Origin of the sequence: Duganella sacchari, assembly GCF_900143065.1 — a bacterium.
GTDB classification, from domain to species: domain Bacteria; phylum Pseudomonadota; class Gammaproteobacteria; order Burkholderiales; family Burkholderiaceae_D; genus Rugamonas; species Rugamonas sacchari.
The window spans coordinates 419,564-440,713 of record NZ_FRCX01000003.1 but is presented as its reverse complement, the minus strand read 5'-3'; the positions used below and the strand labels follow the sequence as shown (position 1 = coordinate 440,713).

Genomic DNA, 21,150 nt, shown 5'->3' with positions numbered 1-21,150 from the left:
CATGAAACGGGATCCTTCGCCCACCCGCCTCGATCACATGATCGATCTCGTCCAGCGCCATGTGCTGGATGAACAGCGGGTGGCGACGGCGATTCCGTTTCTGTCGCTGCTGCGTTCATCGCATCCCACGCCGGTCACGCGCGGCGTCCTCAAACCCTCGTGCTGCGTGATCCTGCAAGGCCAGAAGCGCGTGCATCTGGCCGAGGACATCCTCGATTACGGCCCCGGTGAATACCTGGTGGTGTCGGTGGACATGCCGGCCGCAGGACACATCGTCAACGCCACGCCGGACAAGCCCTACCTGCTGCTCAATATCGAACTCGATCCGCAGGAAATCGCAGCCATCGTGCTGGAGGCGAAAATCGCCATCGATACGCAGGAACCGGTGCGCGGCGCCTTCGTTGGCAAAACCGACGACGCCTTGCAGGAGAGCTTGTACCAGCTGGTGCGCTTACTGCAAGCGCCAGCAGCCGAAGCGGCGTTTCTGTCGGTGGGATTGAAACGCGAAATCATCTACCGCATGCTGACCGGCGCTGACGGCCGCCAGCTGTACCAGAACATTGTGCTGGACCAGCAGGACCGCGGCATCAGCAAGGCCATCGCCTGGCTCAGGGAGCATTACGACCGGGCGGTGAAAGTGGAGGAACTGGCGCAGGCCACCAACATGAGCATCTCCAGCCTGCACCACCGCTTCAAGGCCGTGACCACGATGGGACCGATGCAGTATCAAAAGCAGCTGCGCCTGCAGGCGGCACGCACGCTGCTGCTGAAGGGCGATGTCGATGCCACTACGGCCGCCTACCAGGTCGGCTACGAAAGCGCATCGCAATTCAGCCGCGAATACCGCCGCCTGTTTGGTGCACCGCCTATGCAAGACATGAAGAAACTCCGGACTACGCCATGAACATCAACAAGAAGCGACTGCTGCCGATCGGCGTGGGCTTGTTCGCCTTTGCCGCGATTGGTCTGCTGGCGGATAAAGCCTGGTCGGAGAAACAGCAGCAGCTGGACCTCATCACCAATTTCTACAAAGACCATATGGCACGGCCGGAGATCCGCCAGGCCAGCCAGCTGCCTGCCGGTGCTTTCTACTCTGCCGAGCTGGAAGCGCTGGTCGACGCCAACCTCCAGCTGTGCGACAGCCTGTCGCGCGGCGACGATATCTGCGGTTATGGCGCCGATGGCGATGTGTTCCTCGATACGCAGGAAGTGCCACCCAGCCTGGATTTCGAGCGCTCGCACTTCCAGGTGGCGCGCGTTGGCGAGAACACCGTGGAAGCCACGTTCAACGTCTATCCCGATATGGGCTCAGCCTATGAGCGCCAGATCCGCTACGTGCTGGTAAAAGAGGACGCTGGCTGGCGTGTGGACGACATGCTGTATGGCCAGGGCCGCTCCATGCGGGAAGAGATCAGACAGGAAAACGACGCCGTACTGGCGCGTGCACGCGAGCTGGCCGATGCGGCGGGGTGGGTATTCAACTACCTGGGCAACGAGGACATGCTGGACCGCGCGGCGCGCTTCATCGCCTTCCCGGTGCAGGTCTGCGACCAGTATGGCGCCTGCGCTGCGCTGAAGCGCGATGATGTCGTGCTGCTGCAGGCGCTGGATGCGCTGGGCCACAACAATCCCGATCTGACCACGTTGCCCAAGGCGGGCGAAGTCTCGGCCAGTGAAGGCAAGGTCGTCGCCATCGGCGCCCTTGACTTCACTTTCCGCAACAAGGCCTGGTGGGTTACGAAGATTGATTTGCGACGGTCTTCTTCTCCGTTGCGACCCAATCCTTGATGTGCGATTCCAGCACGTCCATCGGCAAGGCGCCAGCGCCTAACACCTGGTCGTGGAATTTGCGGATGTCGAAGCGGTCACCCAGTTCCTTGCGCGCGTAGTCACGCAGTTCGAGGATCTTCAGCTGGCCGATCTTGTAGCCCAGCGCCTGGCCTGGCCAGACGATGTAGCGGTCCGTCTCGCTCTGCACTTCCACTTCGCCGATGCCCGAATGCGCGTGGAAGAAGTCCACCACCTGCTGGCGGTTCCACTTCTTGTAATGCAGGCCGGTGTCCACCACCAGACGGATCGCGCGCAGCATCTCATCCTGCAAATGGCCGTAGTAGCTGTAAGGGTCTTTGTAGAAGCCCAGCTCTTCGCCCAGACGTTCCGAGTACAGCGCCCAGCCTTCCGCATACGCGGTGTAATTGCCTTGCTGGCGGAAGTCCGGCAGGCCCTGGATCTCCTGCGCGATGGTCAGCTGCATGTGGTGGCCCGGCACGCCTTCATGCAGCGCGGTGGTTTCGATATCGATGGTGGAGCGCTTGGCGAAATCGCCGGTATTGACCATCACGCGGCCTGGACGTTTACCGTCCGGCGAACCTGGCATATAGGCCGCAGCGGAAGCGCCCTTCTCGCGGAACTCCTCCACCGGCTTGATCTCCACCTTATTCTTCGGCAGCACCCCAAACTGGTTGGACAGCTGGGTGTACATCTGGTCCGTGTATTTCTGATACAGGTCGATGATCTCCTGGCGCGATTTCGGATGCAGCGCCGGATTGGCTTCCACCGCCTTGTTGAACGACTTCAGATCCTTGTAACCCAGCTTCTTCGCGGTTTCCAGCATCTGGCCTTCGATGCGTGCGACTTCCGACAGGCCCAGCTGGTGGATCTGTTCCGCCGACATCTCGGTGGTGGTCGAGGACTGCGCCTTGAAGTTGTAGCGTGCCACGCCGTCCGGCAGCGACCACATGCCCACTTCCGTGCGGCCATGCGGCAGGTATTTGGTCTTGGTGTAGACCGCCAGCTTTTTGTAGGCCGGTGCGACATCGGTTTTCACTGCGGCCAGAATTTCCTTGGTCAGGCGCTCTTTATCGGCTGCCGAGAAATCCTTGGGCATCTTCTTCAGCGGTTCGGCGTACGGCGAATCGGCGGGCTTCATGGCCGCCACGTCTTCGCATTGCTTGACGATTTTCGGGATCAGGAATTTCGGCGGCATCAGGCCATCCTTGACACCCTTGTCCATCTGGACGCGGGTTTCCTCGAACAGCTTGGGCAGCGCGTGCAGGCGCTTGATGTAGTCTTCGTAGTCCTTGACGGTTTCAAAGTTCAGCGCCGAGATAATCATGGGACCATCGATATGGATGCCGGAGTTCTGCGCCAGTGGCATCTCCCAGTCCTTGAAGCGGGCGCCGTCCAGATTCTGGCGCAGCTGGCGCACCATCAGCTCGCGGTTCAGCTGTTCCTGCAGCGGGAAGCCGGTGGTATCGACCGCCTCGAAGCGCTTGAGGAAATCGGCGCTGGCCTTGAGATCTGCCTCGATGCCGGCCTGCGAGAAGTCCGACCATTTGTCGTTATAGCGCTTGTCGCCCAACAGCGACGCCCATTCGGGGCTGGAGCGCATGGTGTATTCCCACTGCTCCTTGAGCAGACTATTCAACGCCGTGCGGCGCGCTTCCAGGTCGGGAGCGGCGGTGTCGGCATGGGCCACGCCCAGGATCAGGGAGAACAGCAGGGCGCTGGCAGCGCCGATACGGGTAGTCGTTGTCATGTCGGCCTATCTTATAAAAATGTTGAGCGTGCACTGTAGCGTGGCAGATTGCCAGCCGCCCGCGAAATGTGACGAAATGCCAAAACGCCGGCATGGAATGCAGAATCAGGCAACCATGCTGCAGGAATCCCACTGATGCGCGCAACCACGGATTCCTAGAATGGCTGCATCCCTATCCTCTATTCCCCATAAGGAGCTGCCATGTACACCATCGACCACATCTACATCAACGGCCAGTTCGTCACGCCGCACGGCGCCGAGATGTTTGACCTGCTCAACCCCAGCACCGGCCAGCTGGCGGGCCAGGTACGCCTCGGCGATGCGGAAGACGCGCGCCGGGCCATCGCTGCCGCCAAGGCGTCCTTCCCGGCCTTCTCGCGCACCACCAAGGCGCAGCGCGGCGCGATGCTGCAACGCCTGCATGACGCCGTCCTGGCGCGTGCCGATGAAGCGGCAGCCGCGCTGGTGGAGGAATACGGCGGCCCACACAACACCAGCGTGGCCCGCTCGCGCTACACCGCCCATATGTTTTTGGATGTGAAGCAGGTCATGGACGACCACGCATACGTCAAGACCATCAACAAGTCCACGGTGGTGCTGGAGCCGGTGGGTGTGGTCGGCATCATCACGCCCTGGAATTCCAGCGCCTGGTTCATCGCCAACAAGGTCGCTACCGCCATCGCAGCTGGTTGCACGGTGGTGGTCAAACCCAGTGAATTGAGCGCGCGCCAGAATCAGATACTGGCCGAATGCTTCCATGCAGCCGACCTGCCGCCGGGCGTAGTCAACATCGTCAACGGCCGCGGTGACGTGGTGGGTGCGGAACTGAGCACCCATCCCGATATCACCAAGATTTCCTTCACCGGCTCCACGCCGGTCGGCAAGCACATCGCCCGTCTCGGTGTGGACACCATGAAGCGCGTGACGCTGGAACTGGGCGGCAAAAGCGCCAACCTCATTCTGGACGATGCCGATTTCGCCAGGGCGATCCCGATGGCGGTGGCGGCCTGCTACATGAACAATGGCCAGGCCTGCATCGCCGGCTCGCGCCTGCTGGTGCCCAGCCACCGGCTGGACGAGGTGAAGCGGCTGGCCAAAATGGCGGCGGAGGCTGTGGTGGTGGGCGATCCGCACGACGCGGCCGTCACGCTCGGCCCCATCGTCACACACCAGCAGTATGAGCGCGTGCAGCACTACATCCGCACCGGCATCGAGGAAGGCGCGGAACTGGTGACGGGCGGCCTGGGCAAGCCGGCAGGACTGGAAGCAGGCTACTTCGTCAAACCCACGGTGTTCGCTGGCGTGACGCCAACCATGACCATCGCCAAAGAAGAAATCTTCGGCCCGGTACTGTCCATCATGCGCTATGAAACGGAGGAGGAAGCAATCGCCATCGCCAACGGCACGCCCTATGGCCTGCAAGCCTACATCAGCTCCACCGACCTGGCGCGCGCCAACCGCGTGGCGCACCAGCTGGTGGCCGGCCGGGTGCACATCAACGGCATCCACGATGACCTCATCGCGCCGTTCGGCGGCTTCAAACAATCCGGCATCGGCCGCGAATTCGGCCCCTACGGACTGGACGCCTACCTGGAGCCGAAAGCCATACTGGGTGAAGCGGCGCAGTACCGTTAAGCGAGTTCGCCGTCGTTCATGGCAAAGTCGCGCGGACCGATGTGCACGGGCGCGGCGCGGCGCGGTTCAATCGGACCGCCGGCGCCGCCGTCGGTCAGGCGGCGCACCTTGTCGATCATGGTCAGCGTGGCGGCTGGCGTATGTTCGCTGTCCAGGATCGCCTCCATGATGCGCAGCATGATCCACGGATCGATGTCTTCACGGCGGCCGGCCGCGTCTTCCGGCGCCACGGTCTTGATGCGGAAGTGGTACTGGCCCTGCTGCAGCAGCTGCGTTGCCAATGCGTAGAGGTAGCTGGCGTCGGCGCGCGGTGCGCGTGGCCGGACAAAGTTAAAGGTCGGCAGCGCCTGGCGCGGCACGTCATGCAGCACGGCTGCCTGCCAGATATCGTTGGGCAAGGAGGCGTAGACGTGGCTGGGATCATAGCGCTCGCGCATACGCACCAGCACATCGCGCGACATCAGTGCGCTGGCGCCGCTGATGAAGGTCAGGCCGGCAAACGCTTCCGGCGCATTCAGGCGGCCCACCGGACCGGCAAAGCAATTCTCCGGCGCGATGTGGTCCAGCACCGTGCACAGGCCGCGGAAATCCACCACCGAGGTAATCGTGGTCTGGTACAGGAAGAACGGCGCATCGCGCGTGCGCAGCAGGTAGTCCTGCACCAGCACCTGGCGGTAAATCCAGCGCGCGTTTTCCGACTGCGACCACACGCCGCTGGTGTTATAGCCTGCCGCGCCCTGGAAGTCGCCGCCGATGCCGACCAGCAGGTCGTGGCCGTCGGACATGACCTCGCCGCGCTTCAGCTTGTCCGACCAGCGCACGAAGATGACTTCGATGCCGGGGAAATGGCACATATAAAACTGCCACAGCGCGCGCGCGTGGCGGAACACCGGCAATTCGTCGCCGTAACCGATGGTGACGACCAGGTTCGGCCGGGTGGTCTGGGCAATGCGGGCCAGCAGGCTGGCGTTATCGTTGGGGCTCGTAGTCATGCCGCGAGTCTAACAAAAAGTGCCCTTCAGAACAGGACAAAATCATCATTGTTGTTCGGCAGCGACCGCAGCACCTGGCCCAGCGGACTGCGCCACAACAGGTAGGCCGCAGCGGGAATCAGCAACAGCAAAGCAAACATCGTGTTCTCCTCTGTTTCGCACACCCGTGCGAAATTAGCTGTAAAAAATGCGCCGTCCACTGCGGCGCACCGGGGTTTATTCCAGATCGTTGAAGCTCTTGTAGGTCGATATCAGCCGGCTGAAGGCGCGCTGCATATGGCGCCGCGCCTGTTCGTCGTGCAGGAAGCGGGTGTCATGGATCAGCCCCACGACCAGGCTGTAGATTTCATACACCAGCTGGCCGGCATCGGTGTCCGGCCGCAGATGGCCCAGCTCCATGGCTTGCAGGATGGTCTTGCGCAACGAAGCCCGCCAGGCTTCGACGCCACGGTGCAGGCGGTCGCGCAGCGGGCCTTGCTGGTCATCGAACTCGAACGCGCCGGCGCTGTACAGGCAGGAGTTGTGCAAGCCCTCTGCCGCCACCCGGCGCGACCAGGCGTTGACCTGGGCGAGCAGGCGCGGCAAGCCCTTGGGCAGCTGCAGCGACGGCAGGAAGATCTCGGCCGCAAAGCGGCGGTCATACTCATCCAGCACCGCTTCCTGCAAGGCCTCCAGCGAGCCGACACGCGAAAACACGCCGCTCTTGCTGATGCCGGTGCGCTTGGCCAGTTCGCCAAGCGACAGCTTGCCAATGCCATCCGCCGCGGCCATGGCCATGGCGGCGTCGATGATGGCGGCAAAGGTGGCTTCGCTTTTTGCGGTCAGGGTATCCATGGGCTGAACTTTAGCACACCTGTGCGAAACAGCAAGCAAAAAAAAACGGCGCGTATTGCTACGCGCCGTTGCGGTCTCCTCCGGCCGGCTTATTTTGCCAGGCGCTTCTCGAGGTCGGCTTTCACTGCCTTCAGTTCTTCCGGCAGGCGGTAAGCCAGCTTGGTGAACAGTTCTTCATGCAGCTTTAATTCTTCGCGCCAGGCGTCCTTGTCGATCGAGGTGATGGTCTCGAACTCTTCTGGCGAGAACGGAATGCCGTCCCACTTCAGATCGCCAAAGCGCGGGGTGGTGCCAAAGATGTTTTCGATCCCGCCGGCGGTGCCTTCGATACGTTCCAGCATCCACTTCAGCACGCGCATATTGTCGCCGAAACCAGGCCAGACGAAGTGGCCCTGCTCATCGGTGCGGAACCAGTTGACGCAGAAGATCTTCGGCAGCTCGGCGCCGTCGATCTTGCCCACTTTTTCGCCCAGGTTCAGCCAGTGCTGGAAGTAGTCGCTCATGTTGTAGCCGATGAACGGCAGCATGGCGAACGGATCGCGGCGCACCACGCCCATCTGACCGGCAGCAGCAGCGGTGGTTTCCGACCCCATGGTGGCAGCCATGTACACGCCTTCCACCCAGTTGCGGGCTTCGGTCACCAGCGGCACGGTGGTCGAACGGCGGCCACCGAAGATGAAGGCCGAGATCGGCACGCCGGCCGGATCGTCCCAGGCCGGGTCGATCACCGGGTTCTGGGTCGCCGCCACGGTAAAGCGCGCATTCGGATGCGCGGCCTTGCTGGTCGACTCCGGCGTCCAGTCCTTGCCTTGCCAGTCGATCAGGTGCTGTGGCGCCGGCTTGCTCAGGCCTTCCCACCACACATCGCCATCATCGGTCAGCGCGACGTTGGTGAAGATGGTGTTCTCGCGCAGCGAGGCCATGCAGTTGTAATTGGTTTTTTCGTTGGTGCCCGGGGCCACGCCAAAGTAGCCCGCTTCCGGATTGATCGCGTACAGGCGGCCATCCTTGCCCGGCTTGATCCAGGCGATGTCGTCGCCGATGGTGGTGATCTTCCAGCCTTTGAACGTGGTTGGCGGGATCAGCATGGCGAAGTTGGTCTTGCCGCACGCCGACGGGAACGCCGCTGCCACATAGTGCTTCTGGCCTTCCGGCGATTCCACGCCCAGGATCAGCATGTGTTCGGCCAGCCAGCCGGTGCCGCCGTTCTGGGCGTCCTGGAAGCCCATATTGGAGGCGATACGCAGCGCAAAGCACTTCTTGCCCAGCAGCGCGTTGCCGCCGTAGCCCGAACCGAAGGACCAGATTTCGCGGGTTTCCGGGTAGTGCACGATGTACTTGGTGGCGTTGCATGGCCAGGCCACATCTTTCTGGCCGGCTTTCAGCGGTGCGCCCACGGTGTGCACGCAAGGGACGAACTCGCCGTCGGTGCCCAGCACGTCGTAGACGGCTTTGCCCATACGGGTCATGGTACGCATGTTGACCGCCACGTAAGGCGAGTCCGACAGTTCCACGCCAATGTGGGCGATCGGCGAGCCCAGCGGACCCATCGAGAACGGCACCACATACATGGTGCGGCCGCTCATGCAGCCGTCGAACAGCGGGCTCAGGGTGGCGCGCATTTCCGCCGGGTCCATCCAGTTATTGGTCGGGCCGGCTTCTTCCCGGGTGCTGGAGCAGATGAAAGTACGGTCTTCCACGCGGGCGACGTCGGTCGGGTCCGAGCACGCCAGATAGGAGTTGGGACGCTTTTCCTGGTTCAGCTTTTTCATGGTGCCGGCGGCAACCATCTCCGCGCACAGGCGGTCGTACTCTTCTTGCGAACCATCGCACCAGTAGATGCGGTCCGGTTTCGTCAGGGCGGCGATCTCGGCCACCCAATTGATGAGCTTTTGCTGTTTGATGTAAGCTGGGGCGTTCAATGGTGCAACGCCACCCATCACAGGTTGATTCATGGTACCTCTCCAATGCTAATTAAGAATTCGGTAGCGCGGGATCGTCGTCAGCTTATGGCTTGCGCTCAGAGGTCCATTCGAAATGGGTCGGCGGTTCTACGGCGGTCTTGCGCGGCCCGGATCTGGTCGACGGGCCATGGTTTGGTGGGCCGATTGTACACCCCTCAACAAGGCTTCCATACAAAAATGTAGGAGAATTGGTTGACTAAAGTAGTAAGCTATTCAGAGTCTCCACCAGACTGTTATTTCCCTACGAAATTTATTCAAAAATCGCTTATCTCACATGAAAATCGCAATTCTTGACGATTACCAAAATGCAACTCCAGGCTTGAAAAGCTTTCAGTTGTTGGCAGACCACGAAGTAAAAGTGTTCAACAGCAGCACCCGTGGCCTGGGCCAGTTGGCCCTGCGTCTGGCGCCGTTTGATGCGCTGGTGTTAATCCGCGAGCGCACCACCTTCAACCGCGCGCTGCTGGCCAAGCTGCCCAATCTGAAGCTGATTTCGCAGACCGGCAAACTGGCCGGCCATGTGGATGTGGCGGCCGCCACCGAACTGGGCATCGCGATTGCCGAAGGCGTGGGTTCGCCGACCGCACCGGCCGAGCTGACCTGGGCACTCATCATGGCGGCGGCCCGCAAGATCGTGCCGTATGCAAACAACCTCAAGGAAGGCCTGTGGCAGACCGCGTCCATCAATCCGCAACTGAACGGGCTGGGCTATGTGCTCAAGGGCCGTACGCTGGGCATCTGGGGCTACGGCAAGATCGGCCAGCTGATTGCCGGCTACGGCCGCGCCTTTGGCATGCAGGTGCTGGTGTGGGGCAGTGAGGCCAGCCGCAACAAGGCGGTGGCGGATGGCTGCACGGCGGCGGCCTCGCGCGCGGCTTTCTTTGCGCAAGCTGATGTGCTGAGCCTGCATCTGCGCCTGAACGACGCCACGCGCGCCATCGTCACCGCAGACGACCTGGCCCAGATGAAGCCGGACGCGCTGTTCGTCAATACCAGCCGCGCCGAGCTGGTCCAGGCCGACGCGCTGGAACAGGCGCTGCAGAAAGGCCGTCCCGGCTATGCGGCGCTGGACGTGTTCCCTTCCGAACCGCTGGATGCGGGGTCGCCGCTGCTGCGCATGCCGACCGTGCTGGCCACGCCACACCTGGGCTACGTCGAGCAGGACAGCTACGAGCTGTACTTCCACCACGCGTTCAGCAACGTGGTGGCGTTTGCGCAAGGCACGCCGGCCAATCTCCACAATCCGGACTACGCGGTCAACGCCCGCTAGTCCGTCTGCTCCGGGATGCCGCTCAGATTAATGCGCGGTGTGGGCATGGCGTGCACCTTGCTCCACAGACCGGCCCAGCCGGGCGGCCAGCTGATGTCCGGTCCGGCGTAAGGCGGCAGCGCAGCGCGCACCGGCACTACGGGCACGGACGGCATCTCAAGCAGGGGACCGCCTTGGGGACGCTGCATGTCCAGGCTGTACATATAGCCGGGCAGCAGCGCATCGCACACGCTGGCAAACCAGGCCGTGTGGTCTTCATCGCGGCCCAGCGCCTGGGCCAGCCCTTGCGGATCGAACTTCGCCAGCGCGTGGATCAGCTCCTCCGTGGTGGCGCCGGGCGAATCGCCCCAGCCCATCACCGGATTGACGTTGTAATCGGCGCCCGAGCCATACCAGCCCTCGCGCCAGGCGCGCTGCATCCAGTCGCGCGGCCCCGTGAACAAATGCCAGCGCCAGTGCAGGCCGGACGGCTTGGGCCAGGAATACAGATACAGCTTCTGATAACCGGCCTGGTGCAGTGCGCGCACCACCGCCATCAGGCGCGCATGGGGCATGCGGTCGGGCGGGGCGCGGCGGAACAGGATCGCCTCGCCATCGGCAAATTGCACTTCATCGGTGGACAGGTTCAGATCAAGCGTGCGCGACTCGCTGCCGAAGCGCGCGGAAATCCAGCCGGTCAGCAAATTGACGGTCGTGATCACCCCGTAGCCACGGTGGCGGTGGAAAATAACAGTGCCGGGAGCAAGCGCTTTCATAGGGAGTCAACACACAAAGAAACCAATATAGCTGCTGTCTGCCGAGTTTTCCAGTGCATTTCAGCAGCATTTGATGGCCGTGGTTTAGGTTATGATGCACATCATTTTTCATTCGCCTGAGCTTTTACCATGACCCTGCGCATCCTCGCCACCGGCGGCACTTTCGACAAACACTATAACGAACTGAACGGCACCCTGGGCTTTGCCGAAAGCCACGTGCCCGAGCTGCTCAAGCGTTGCCGCCTGACAGTAGACGTAGCACTGGAGCAGCTGCCGCTCATGGATTCGCTGGACATGGCCGACGCCGACCGCGCGCGCATCCTGGCCTCGTGCCAGGCGGCCGGCGAGCAAGCCATCGTCATCATCCACGGTACCGACACGATGCCGCAGACGGCCGCCGTACTGGGGCCGGCCAACCTCGGCAAGACCATCGTCCTGACCGGAGCCATGATACCGTATTCGATTGCCAACTCCGACGCCATGTTCAACCTCGGCTTTGCCGCCGGCGTGGCGCAAACGCTGCCGGCGGGCGTATATGTCGCCATGAACGGCAAGATCTTCGCCTGGGACAACGTCCAGAAAAACAAAGCCGCCGGCGTCTTCCAACCCCTGTAAACCATCCGGGGTCAGTTCTTGCAATCCAACACGGCCTCAGCCATTAAAGGCAGAGCTCGTGTTGGATTGCAAGAACTGACCCCGGATTTTTATTTGCGGGGAGGAACCAGGTGCTGCGGTGTGTCGGGCGCGTAGAGGTTGAGCTGTACGCTATGGCTGGCAGCTTGTTCGCGTAGCGCGTCCAGGCCCGGCGTGACGATGTCGGGATGGTAGGACGCCAGCGCTTGCGCCAGGTCGCGGACGCGCAGGCTCAGCGCGCTGTGGACCGGGGCGGTTTTGGCGGCGCTCAGCGCGGCCATCTGCGCCGTGCTGAGGCCGGCAGTCTGCGCGGTCGTAAACACGTTCGCCTGGACGCTGCTGAAGGCGCTGATCTGCGTGGTCGACAGCACTTTCAGCTGGGCGCTGCTCAGCGCGCGCAGGTCGGCCGTTTCCATCACCGCCATGTCTTCCGCCCCCAGCGCGCTCAGTACGGTTTTGGTCAGCGCGCCCACCTGGGTCACGGTCAGCGCGACGATTTGATCCGTGCTCAGCATGGCCGCCTGGGTGGAGCTCAGGCTGGCGATCACTTGTGTCGACAAGCCGCCAAACTGCGCCGTGCCAATCGCCGCCATGTCGCGCGTGGACAGCGCCTGGTATTGACGCGAACTCAAGCCGGCCATCTGGCGCGACCCCAGCGCCGCAAACTGTTCGTCGCTCAGCGCATCCAGCGAGGCCGTACTCATGGCGCCGATCTGGGTGGCGGTCAGCGCGGCCACCTGGTCGGTCTGCAGCACCGCCAGTGCGCTGGTCGACAGCGCGGCGATCACGCTGGTGTTGAGCGCGGCCACATCTTCGGTATCCAGCGCGGCGATGACGCCCGTGTCTAGCGCGCGGAACTGATTGCTGCTCAGGACGCTGGACTGGGCCGCCGTCAGCGCATGGATCTGGTCGCTGGACATGGCGCGCAACTGGTCGATGCGCAGTCCGGCAATCGCCAGCGGCCGCAGCGCGGCGATTTCTTCCACCTGCATCTGCGCCATCACGGCACTCGACAGCGCGGCGATGTGCTGGCTGCCCAGCCCGGATGCCTGCGCGGTGCTCAGGCCGAGGATCTGGTCGCTGCTCAGCACGGCAAACTGGCGTGTGCTGAGCCCCGAAATCGCCGTAGCAGTGAGCGCCGCAAAGTCCTGCGTCTCCAGTGCCGCGATCACGCTGGTCGACAGCGCACTGACTTGGACGCCACTGAGGCGCGCCACCTGCTCGGTAGTCAGCGCCACTGCCTGGTCAGTCGTCATACCGGCCAGCGCCGTGGTGCGCAGCTGGGTGATCTGGTCCAGACTCAGGTAGCTGATGTCGTGCGCGGCGCCGCCCAGTGCGGCAAACTGCTGCGCATTCAGCGCACCGATAAACGTGGCGGGCAAGGCGCTCAGGTTCTCGGCCTGGATCGCCGCCAGGTTGGCGGTTGACAGGCCGCCCAGCTGGGTCACGCTGAGACTGGCGATCTGCCTGGTGGTCAGGGCCAGGAACTGCTCGGTGCGCAGGGCGTTCAGGCTGGCCGAGCTCAGCGCCGCGATCTGGCGTGGCGTCAGTGCGGTGATCTTGTCCGGATTCAGCACCGCCAGCAGACGCGTCGCCAGACCGGTGATCGCCAGCGGCCCCAACGCGGCCAGTTCTTCGTTGTCCAGCGCCGCGAAGGTGTCGCTCGACAGCACATTCAGCTGGCGGCTGGTCAGCGCACCGATCGCGGCCGTACTCAGCGCATGCAGGCGACCGCTGTCGAGCGCCTGCACGTGCTGCGTGCCCAGCACGCCGATCTGCATGCTGTTGATGGCGCCGAGCTGGTCGCTGTTCAGCGCCAGCACCTGGTCCACGCTGAGCACGCCAATCTGGTAAGCCTTCAGCACGGCGATGTCGCGCGTTTCAATCGCTGCCATCTCGGTGGCGCTGAACGCCGACAACATGGCGGTGTTCAGCGCCGCGATCTGGTGCGTGCCCAGCGCGACGATCTGGTCGGGACGGAACATGTCGCCGCCCGGTTCGCGCTTGTTGGGCATCACGCGCAGCTGCTGCACCGTCAGCGCGGCGATCTGGTCGGAGGTCAGCGTGTGGATTTGCGCTGCCGTCAACGCCCGCAGCTGCATCTCGCGCAGCACGGCCAGTTGCTGCGTGTGCAAGGCGGCCAGCGCTTCAGGACTGACACTGCCCAGGCCTTTCGGGCTCAGTACCAGCGCTTGCGGCGTGGTCAGCGCCGCCACCTGTTCCGGCGTCAGCGCCGACATCAAGTTGGTGGACTGCGTTGCCAGTGTCAGCGGATACAGGCCAAGGGCCGCCACATCCGCTGTTTCCAGCGCGGCGACACTGGCGCCCGGCAGGGCCAGCAGCTGGGCGCCGCTGAGTGCGCGGGCCTGGGTGGTGGTCATGGCGACCAGATAGTCGGTGGAGAGCGTCGCGAGGTCGGCGGTGGTAAGGCTGGCGATCAAGCGCGTGCCGCCGGCCGCAAACTGCGCGGTCGTCAAATTACGGTCAATACTCATAGGTTTTCCTTTTTTATCGAACGCTGAAGTGGATCGGCGGACGACCCCAGCCCGCCGCACACGCGGCTAGCCGGGGGAAAAGGAAATTACGCGCGTGGCAGCGCCAGCATGCCGGGCGTGGCGGAGGACTGCAATGCCTTCAGGCGCAGGCTGTCAGAGTCGCTCTGCGCGGCGCTGGCGGTCAGCGTCGGCGCGCCATATTGCTGCAGCGCTGCCGCCAGGCGCGCGCTGTGCGCCGCCAGCTGGCCGGACGCCGGCGCAGGCGCCGCTTGTGCCGCCGTGAACGATGACAGCGCGTGCGCCATACCGCTCACATTGCTGCTCAGGCCCTGCGCGAACCAGACGTCTGCCGCCGCATGCGACTTGCCATCGTCGGTGGTGTAGCTTGAGGTCAGGCCGATCAGGTTGCCGTGGTCGACCGCGTTGCCGCGCTGGACGTCGAGCTTGAGGCTGGTGATATGCAACTCGGCCAGCGTCTTCAGTTCGCCGGCCTGGCTGACGCCATCCGCGTCCGCATCCACCCACACGCGCAGGTCGCCAAACAGCGCGTCCTTGGCATCCACCACGCCATCGCCATTGCTGTCGATCGCGGCCAGCGCCACATAGCCGTTGGCGGCCGTGCTGCCGTCTGCCAGGCGCGTGGCCGAACCAAACAGTTCACTGCCATCGTTGATGATGCTGTCATGGTTGCGGTCCAGCGCCAGCAGGCCGTCGCCGGGGCCGACCCAGCCCGTGGCACGCCGGCTGCCGCTGGCGGCCAGGTCGAACTGCACGCCCGCCTCCAGGCCCAGCGTGCGGATGCCGTTGCCGTCCAGGTCCAGCACCAGCGGCGTGACGAACGGCATCGCCGCTTTCTGCTCGGCGCTGAAGGCCGCCTGCTGGCTGTCGGTCAACGCATGGTACTGGTCGGCGGTCATGACATGGGTTTGACGCGTGCTCAGCTGGCGCAACTGATCCAGGCTCAGCGCGGTCATCTGGAATGGCGACAGCGCACGGATCTGCTGCGTGCCGAGGCTGGCGATATCCCACACATCGATGGCGCCCAGGTTGGCCTGGCTCAGGTCGGCAATCAGCGCGGTGCTCATGGCGGCCAGCTGGGTGCCGGTGAAGGCCGACATCTGCGCAGAAGTGAACTGGTTGACGTTGCTGCCGGGCTGGAACGCGGCGACCTGCTGCACCGTCAGCGCACTGATCTGTTCAGCGGTCAGGGCCAGCAGCTGCTGTTCGCTCAACGCGCGGATCGCGCCCGTGCCCAGCATGGCGACATCGACCGGCTCCAGCGCCGCCAGCGAGGCTGGCTGCAAGCGCGCGATGGCGTCCGAATTCAGCGCCGCCACCTGCGCGCCCGTCAGCGCCTTGAGCTGCGTGGTGCTCATCGCGGCCAGCAGGTTGCCATCCTTGGCGGCGGCGTTCAGGAACAGCGGATTGATGGCAGCCACATCCTCCAGATCGAGGAACACCACTTGCGACGCCCCCAGCGCGGCGAGCTGGGCGCTGCCCATGGCGGCGACCTGGCTTGCGGTCAGCGCAGCGATCTGGCTGCTCTTCAGCGCTAGCAGCTGCTGGGTTTTCAGCGAGGCGATCACCGACTGCTTCAGCGCGGCGATATCCTCGGCCTGCAGGGCGGCCACCACGGTCAGCGGCAAGGCCAGCATCTGGGCGGCGCTCAGCGCTGCCGCCTGCGCCGGGGTCAGTGCCGCGACCTGCGCGGTGGTCAGGCCGGCAAAGGCCTTGGTGGTCAGCGAAGCTACCTGTTCAGGACTCAAGGCCGCAAATCCTTGCGTACCAATCGCCGTGAGCTGGTCCGAGGTCAGGCCGGCAATCGTGCCCGGACTGACGGCGCCCAGCGCGGCCGTATTGAGCGCGCCCACTTCGGCCGGCGTCAGGCTGGCAAACTGGGCGGCAGTCAGCGCGCGGACCTGGTCGGCGCTGAACGCGCCAAACTGGTCGATGCTGAAGGCGTCCAGCTGGGCGGTGGTCAGCGCGCGGATTTGCGCCGTACCGATGGCAGCGATCTGTGGATTGCTCATGCCGCTGAGGAAGCTCTGCGACAAGGCAGTGACCTGCTTGACACTGAGCGCCGCCACCTGCGCCGCGCTCAGCGCCGCACGCTGGGCATTGCTCAGCGCCTGCAAAGCGCCGGTGCTGATGGCGGCAATCTGCGCCGTCGTCACCAGGCCGAAGTTGACCGCCTCACCGCTCGCGCTGGCGCCCAGCGCCACGATCTGGGCCGCGGTCAGCGCCGCCACCGCTTGCGTGCTCAGCACGCCAGTGTCCTCGTTCAGCGCGCTGATCGCGGCCGACGATAGCGCCACCGTCTGGCGCGAACCCAGCGCGCCCACCTGGTCGCTGCTCAACGCCGTGATCTGGCCCGGTTGCAGCGCGCCGATCTGGCGCGAGCTCAGGCTGCTGATCTGGCGTGTGGTGAAGGCCAGCAACTGGTCGCCGTTCAACTGCGTTAGCGCGCTGGCGGCCAGGCCGGTCAGCGCCTGCGTACTCAGGACGGCCAGGCTGGCGGCGGACAGGCCGGCCACGCTGGCATCGTGCAGGCCGCCAATCTGACGGCTGCTCAGCACGGCCACCTGGGCCGTGGACAGCGCAGCCAGCTGGCCGGCACTGACGGCCCCCATCTGCGCCGAGCTCAGGCCGGTGATGGCGCCCGTCTGCAGCGCCGCCACATCTTCCGCTTCCAGACTACCCACGGCGGACAGCGACAGCGCGCCCAGCTGGCTGCTGGTCATCACTGCGGCCTGGCTGACCGTGATGGCCACCGCTTGTGCATTGGTCAGGCCGCTCATGGCGCCCGAACCCAGCGCGGCAAACTGGCCCGTGGTCAGCGTGCCGAACTGGTCGCCGTTCAAGGCGGCCAGTTGCGCCGACGACAGGCCGCGGATGGTGGCAGTCTTGAGCGCGGCGATATCTTCCAGGTCGAAGGCCGCCACATCGGCGCCCGGCATCGCGGCCAGCTGGGCGCTGCTCAGCGCCGCCACCTGATTCGACGTCAGCGCGGCGGCCTGCGCCGCACTGAGGCCGGCCATGGCCTGCGCGCGCAACGCGGCGATCTGGGCCGTGGTGAGCGAGGCAATCGCGGTGGCGCCGCTGCCGTAGGGATCATTGCCCAGCACGCTCAACTGCGCCGCATTCAGCGCCGCAATCGCTGCGGTTTTCAGCACCGCCAGATTGTCAGTGCTCAGCGACGCCAGCGCGCGCGTGCTCATATTGCCCAGCTGGATCGCGTTCAGCGCGGCAGCCTGGGACGATCCCAGGCTGATCAGCTGGTCACTGCCCAGTGCATTGAGCTGGGCGCTGCCCAGCACGGCGATCTGGTTGGTGCCCAGCCTGGCCACCTGATCGGTGCTCAAGCCCGTCAACGCACGGGTCGACAGGCCAGCAATCACGCTGGTGTTGAGGACCGGCATATCGCTCAGTTCCAGGCCCTGCACACCATCCGAGCTCAATGCCGAGAACTGGGCGGCGGTCAACGCCGCGATCTGGCTGCTGGTCAGCGCCGTTACCTGTTCACTGCTGAGCACAGCCATCTGGCGCGAGTTCAGGGCCCGCACGGCCACCGTGCGCAGGGCCGCCAGGTCGGCGGTTTCCAGCGCCACGATATCGTCCGTGCTGAACGCGCCCACCTGCAAGCTGCTCAATGCGGAGGCCTGGGTGGTGCTCAACGCAACGATCTGGTCGGTGGTGAGCTGGCTGATCGCGCGCGTGCCAAACGCAGCCAGCTGCGCCGTGGTCAATGCGCCAAACAGATTGCCGCCAGGATTGGCGCCCAGCGCCGCCAGCTGCGACGTGTTCAATGCCAGCAGCATGGCCGTGCTCAGCGCCTGCAGGCCATCGCTGCCCATGGCAGCAATATCTGCCGCCGTCAGGCCCGGCAGGTTGCGCGTGTTGAGGCCGGCCAGCTGCTTGCTGCCCAAGCCGGCGATTTGTTCAGGGCTCAGCGCCAGCAGCTGGCGACTGCTGAAGACGCCAAACTGTTGGGAGCTCAGGCTGTTGAGCTGGTCCGTGCTCAGCGTCGCCAGCAGATCGCCCGGCAAGGCCGCCAAGAACGCCGGCCCCATGGCCGCCAGGCCACTGGTGCCGAAGCCCGCGATCACATTGGTCGGCAACGCGGCCAGCTGGCCGGTGCTCATCGCCAGGAATTGCGGGCCGGTCATGGCGGCCAGCTGGTCGCTGCCCAGCGCCGCAACCTGTGCGGTGTTCAATGCGGCAATCGCCGAGGTCCGCAGCGCGGCAAAATCCACGCCCTCCATGGCGGCGATCACTTGCGTGCTCAGCACGCGCACCTGGTCGGCGCTGAGTGCGGCGGCCTGGCGCGAGGTCAATGCAATGGCTTCTTCCGGCGTCAGCCCCAGCAGGGCGCTGGTGCGCAGCGCGGCAATCTGCGCCGTGCTCAATACCTGGATGTTCTGCTCCAGCACCGTCAGTTGCGCCGAATTCAGCGCGCCGATGGCGCCCACGCTCAACGCGGTCAGGCCGGTGCTGCCCAGCGCTGCCACCACGTCGGTGCTCAGGCCCACCACCTGGCGCGAGCCCAGTGCAGCGATCTGCATGGTGCGCAGGCTGCCCAGTTGCTCCAGCGTCAGTGCGTTAAGCTGGCCGGCATTCAGCGCCGTCACCTGGCGCGTGCTCAGGCCGGTCAGCTGGCTAGTGCTCAGTGCCGCCAGCGCATCGGTGCTGATGGCAGCCACGGTGGCCGTCGTCAGCGCGCCCAGGTCGGCGCTTTCCAGGCCGGCCAGTGCGCCCGGCGTGAGGGCGGCAAACTGACGCGAGTTCAGCACGCTGGCTTGCAGCGTGGTCAGTGCCGCCACCTGCTCCGCGCTCAGCTGCGCCATTTGCGCCGTGCTCAGGCTGGAGATGGCGCCCGTATTCAATGCGGCCAGGTCGGCAGACTCCAGCGCGGGCACCAGCTTGGTCGCGATGCCGGCGATCTGGGCGCTGTTCAGCACTGCGGCCTGGGCCGTGGTCAACGCCACGATCTGCTCGTTGCTGATGCCGGCCAGCGCGCCCGAACGCAGCGCCGCGATCTGCGCCGTGGTCAGCAAGCCAAACAGGCTGCCGCCCGGATCTTCGCCCAGCGCCGACAGCTGCGCCGAATTCAGCGCCGCAATCGCGCTGGTGTTCAGCGCGCGCATGGCGCTGCTGCCCAGCACGGCCACCTCATCAGTGCTCAAGGCCGTGATCTGCTGCGAATTCAGGATGCCCACCTGCGCCGTGTTCAGCGCAGCGATTTGCGTCGCATCGAAGGCCGCGATCTGCGCTGTGCTCATCACGGCAAAGTGGCGCGAGCTCAGACCCGTCAACTGGTCGACGCTGAGCGCGGCCAGCAACGCCGGCGTCAGCAATGGCACGGCGCTGGTGGTCAGTGCCGCCAGCCCGGCGCTGGACAGGCCGACGATGGTGCTGCTGGTCAGGGCCGCCAGCTGGCGGCTGTTCAAGGCGGCGATCTGGCCCGTGCTGAACGCGGCCAGCTGGTCGCTGCCCAGCGCGGCAACCTGTGCCGTCGACAAGCCCGCCACCACATTGGTGCGCAGCACCGCAATGTCACCCGCCGACAGGCCATGCAGGGCGCTGGTCGAGATGGCGCTGACCTGGCTGCTGCTCAGCGCCGCCACCTGGCGGGTACTCAGCTGCGCCAGCTGGGCGCTCGTCATCGCCACCAGCGCGGTGGAGCGCAGGGCGCCGATCTGCGCCGTGCTCAGCGAGGCGATCGCACTATAGTCGCTGCCGCCCAGCGCACTGAATTGCTGCGAGCTCAACGCGGCCATCGCCGCCGTGCTCAGGAAAGGCAAATCGTTTTCATCGAGCGCGGCAATATCGTCCACGCCCAGGCCCGCGAACTGCCGCGATCCCAGCACGCTGAGCTGCGCAGTACGCAAGTTGGTGATCTGGTCGCTGCCCAGCGCGGCAAACTGCGCGCTGCCCATGGCATTGATCTGCTGGGTGGACAGGGCGCGCAGCTGGTCGCTGCTGAGCTGGCCCAGCACGCCGCCGCTCAATTGCGCGATGGCAGCCGTGCTCAGCGCAGCCAGGCCGGACGCCGTCAGGCCCGTCAATACTGCACTATTCAGCGCCACCACCTGGCGCGTACCCAGCGCCGCCAGCTGCGCGGTGGTGAACCCCGCGAGCTGGGCGGAATTCAGGGCCGCCATCTGGCGCGTCGACAGGCTGGCGATGGTGGCAGTCTTCATCGCGCCCAGGTCGGCGGCTTCCAGCACGGCAAAATTATCGGAACTCAGCAAGGCCAGCTGCGCCGACGTCAGCGCCGCTGCCTGCAGCGTGCTCAAGGCGATGGCCTGGCTGGTGGTCAGCGCGCCGACCTGCTTGCTGCCCAGCCCGGCAATGACTTGCGTGCTCAAGGCGGCAAAGCTGACGTTGCCAATGGCCTGGATGTCGGCACTGGACAGGGCGCCGAACTGGCGGCTGCTGAGCGCGGCAAACTGCTGGCTCTGCATGATCGCCATATCGTCGGGCTGCAGCAAGGCGATATTGGCGGTACCCAGTGCAGCGACATCGGCCGTTTCAAACACGGCAATGGCGCCCGCGGGCAGATTGCTGAAGGCACGGGTGCCCAGTGCTGCCACCTGAGCGGTGGTCAACGCCACGATCTGGGCACTGCTCAGCATGGCCATCAGCGCAGGCGACACGGCACCGGTGGCATTCAATACGGCAGGTTTCAGGGCCGCGATGTCCTGGGTGGTCAGGGTCGCGAAATTGGTCGGGGACAGGGCGGACAGCTGCAAGCTGCTCAGAGCGGCGGCGTGATCGGTCCGCAGCCCGGGAATCTGGCTGCTGATCAGATCGCGAATGTCATCGGTTGACCATGCAGCAATTTGCTGGGTGGTCAGATTGGCGATCTGTTGACTCGTCAGGCCGGTGGGTCCGCTCATAGGAAGTTCCTTTTTTGCTAAGACTATTCACTATAGCAGAATTTCAGGTAATTTCCTGTGGGAAATGCGACTTTTTTTAGCATTTCACCATATAAAAATGCCGCAAAATCAATGACTTCGCGGCATTTTTTACTG

Annotated in this window: 12 protein-coding genes; 5 read left to right on the top strand and 7 right to left on the bottom strand. The window is 64.5% G+C overall.

Going from position 1 to position 21,150, the window contains the following annotated elements; genetic code table 11:
- The first annotated feature begins 1 nt into the window (after window position 1).
- Complete coding sequence (locus tag BUA36_RS08415; RefSeq protein WP_072783417.1) at window positions 2–904, top strand: AraC family transcriptional regulator; 903 nt, start codon at window positions 2–4, stop codon at window positions 902–904.
- Window positions 901–1,788 (top strand): hypothetical protein, encoded by an 888-nt coding sequence (locus BUA36_RS08410; protein ID WP_072783415.1) that lies wholly within the window; start codon window positions 901–903, stop codon window positions 1,786–1,788. Before BUA36_RS08415 ends, BUA36_RS08410 begins: the two co-directional genes overlap by 4 nt.
- On the opposite strand, the gene BUA36_RS08405 is transcribed toward BUA36_RS08410, so the two are convergent.
- Complete coding sequence (locus BUA36_RS08405; RefSeq protein ID WP_072783413.1) at window positions 1,736–3,538, bottom strand: DUF885 domain-containing protein; 1,803 nt, start codon at window positions 3,536–3,538, stop codon at window positions 1,736–1,738. The genes BUA36_RS08410 and BUA36_RS08405 overlap by 53 nt on opposite strands.
- 201 nt (window positions 3,539–3,739) lie before the next feature.
- On the opposite strand from BUA36_RS08405, the gene BUA36_RS08400 reads away from it, so the two are divergent.
- Window positions 3,740–5,173 carry an aldehyde dehydrogenase family protein gene (locus BUA36_RS08400; protein ID WP_072783411.1) on the top strand — a complete coding sequence of 478 codons (1,434 nt, stop codon included), beginning with the start codon at window positions 3,740–3,742 and terminating at the stop codon, window positions 5,171–5,173.
- On the opposite strand, the gene BUA36_RS08395 is transcribed toward BUA36_RS08400, so the two are convergent.
- From BUA36_RS08395 to BUA36_RS08385, 3 genes are all read right to left on the bottom strand, one after another.
- Window positions 5,170–6,165: a hypothetical protein gene (locus tag BUA36_RS08395; protein ID WP_072783399.1), complete on the bottom strand. Its 996-nt coding sequence runs from the start codon at window positions 6,163–6,165 to the stop codon at window positions 5,170–5,172. The two genes, BUA36_RS08400 and BUA36_RS08395, sit on opposite strands and share 4 nt — an antisense overlap.
- Before the next feature lie 216 nt (window positions 6,166–6,381).
- Window positions 6,382–6,999: a TetR/AcrR family transcriptional regulator gene (locus BUA36_RS08390; RefSeq protein ID WP_072783398.1), complete on the bottom strand. Its 618-nt coding sequence runs from the start codon at window positions 6,997–6,999 to the stop codon at window positions 6,382–6,384.
- Between the two features lie 89 nt (window positions 7,000–7,088).
- The gene (locus tag BUA36_RS08385; protein WP_072783396.1) at window positions 7,089–8,954 is read right to left on the bottom strand and encodes a phosphoenolpyruvate carboxykinase (GTP); all 1,866 of its coding nucleotides are present in this window, start codon (window positions 8,952–8,954) and stop codon (window positions 7,089–7,091) included.
- Between the two features lie 283 nt (window positions 8,955–9,237).
- On the opposite strand from BUA36_RS08385, the gene BUA36_RS08380 reads away from it, so the two are divergent.
- Window positions 9,238–10,233 (top strand): D-2-hydroxyacid dehydrogenase family protein, encoded by a 996-nt coding sequence (locus BUA36_RS08380; protein WP_072783394.1) that lies wholly within the window; start codon window positions 9,238–9,240, stop codon window positions 10,231–10,233.
- Here BUA36_RS08380 and BUA36_RS08375 read toward each other — a convergent pair.
- A complete protein-coding gene (locus BUA36_RS08375) occupies window positions 10,230–10,988 on the bottom strand; it encodes an L-asparaginase (protein ID WP_072783392.1) in 759 nt (252 codons plus the stop codon). The genes BUA36_RS08380 and BUA36_RS08375 overlap by 4 nt on opposite strands.
- Window positions 10,989–11,117: 129 nt before the next feature.
- Between BUA36_RS08375 and BUA36_RS08370 the strand changes: the two genes are divergently transcribed.
- Entirely contained in the window at window positions 11,118–11,603 is a 486-nt protein-coding gene (locus BUA36_RS08370; RefSeq protein ID WP_072783390.1) for an asparaginase domain-containing protein, read from the top strand.
- Between the two features lie 89 nt (window positions 11,604–11,692).
- On the opposite strand, the gene BUA36_RS08365 is transcribed toward BUA36_RS08370, so the two are convergent.
- Together BUA36_RS08365 and BUA36_RS08360 are read right to left on the bottom strand one after the other, a co-directional pair.
- The gene (locus BUA36_RS08365; protein ID WP_072783388.1) at window positions 11,693–14,116 is read right to left on the bottom strand and encodes a hypothetical protein; all 2,424 of its coding nucleotides are present in this window, start codon (window positions 14,114–14,116) and stop codon (window positions 11,693–11,695) included.
- An 86-nt stretch (window positions 14,117–14,202) separates the two neighbouring features.
- Complete coding sequence (locus BUA36_RS08360) at window positions 14,203–21,015, bottom strand: beta strand repeat-containing protein (protein ID WP_072783386.1); 6,813 nt, start codon at window positions 21,013–21,015, stop codon at window positions 14,203–14,205.
- Window positions 21,016–21,150 lie beyond the last annotated feature (135 nt).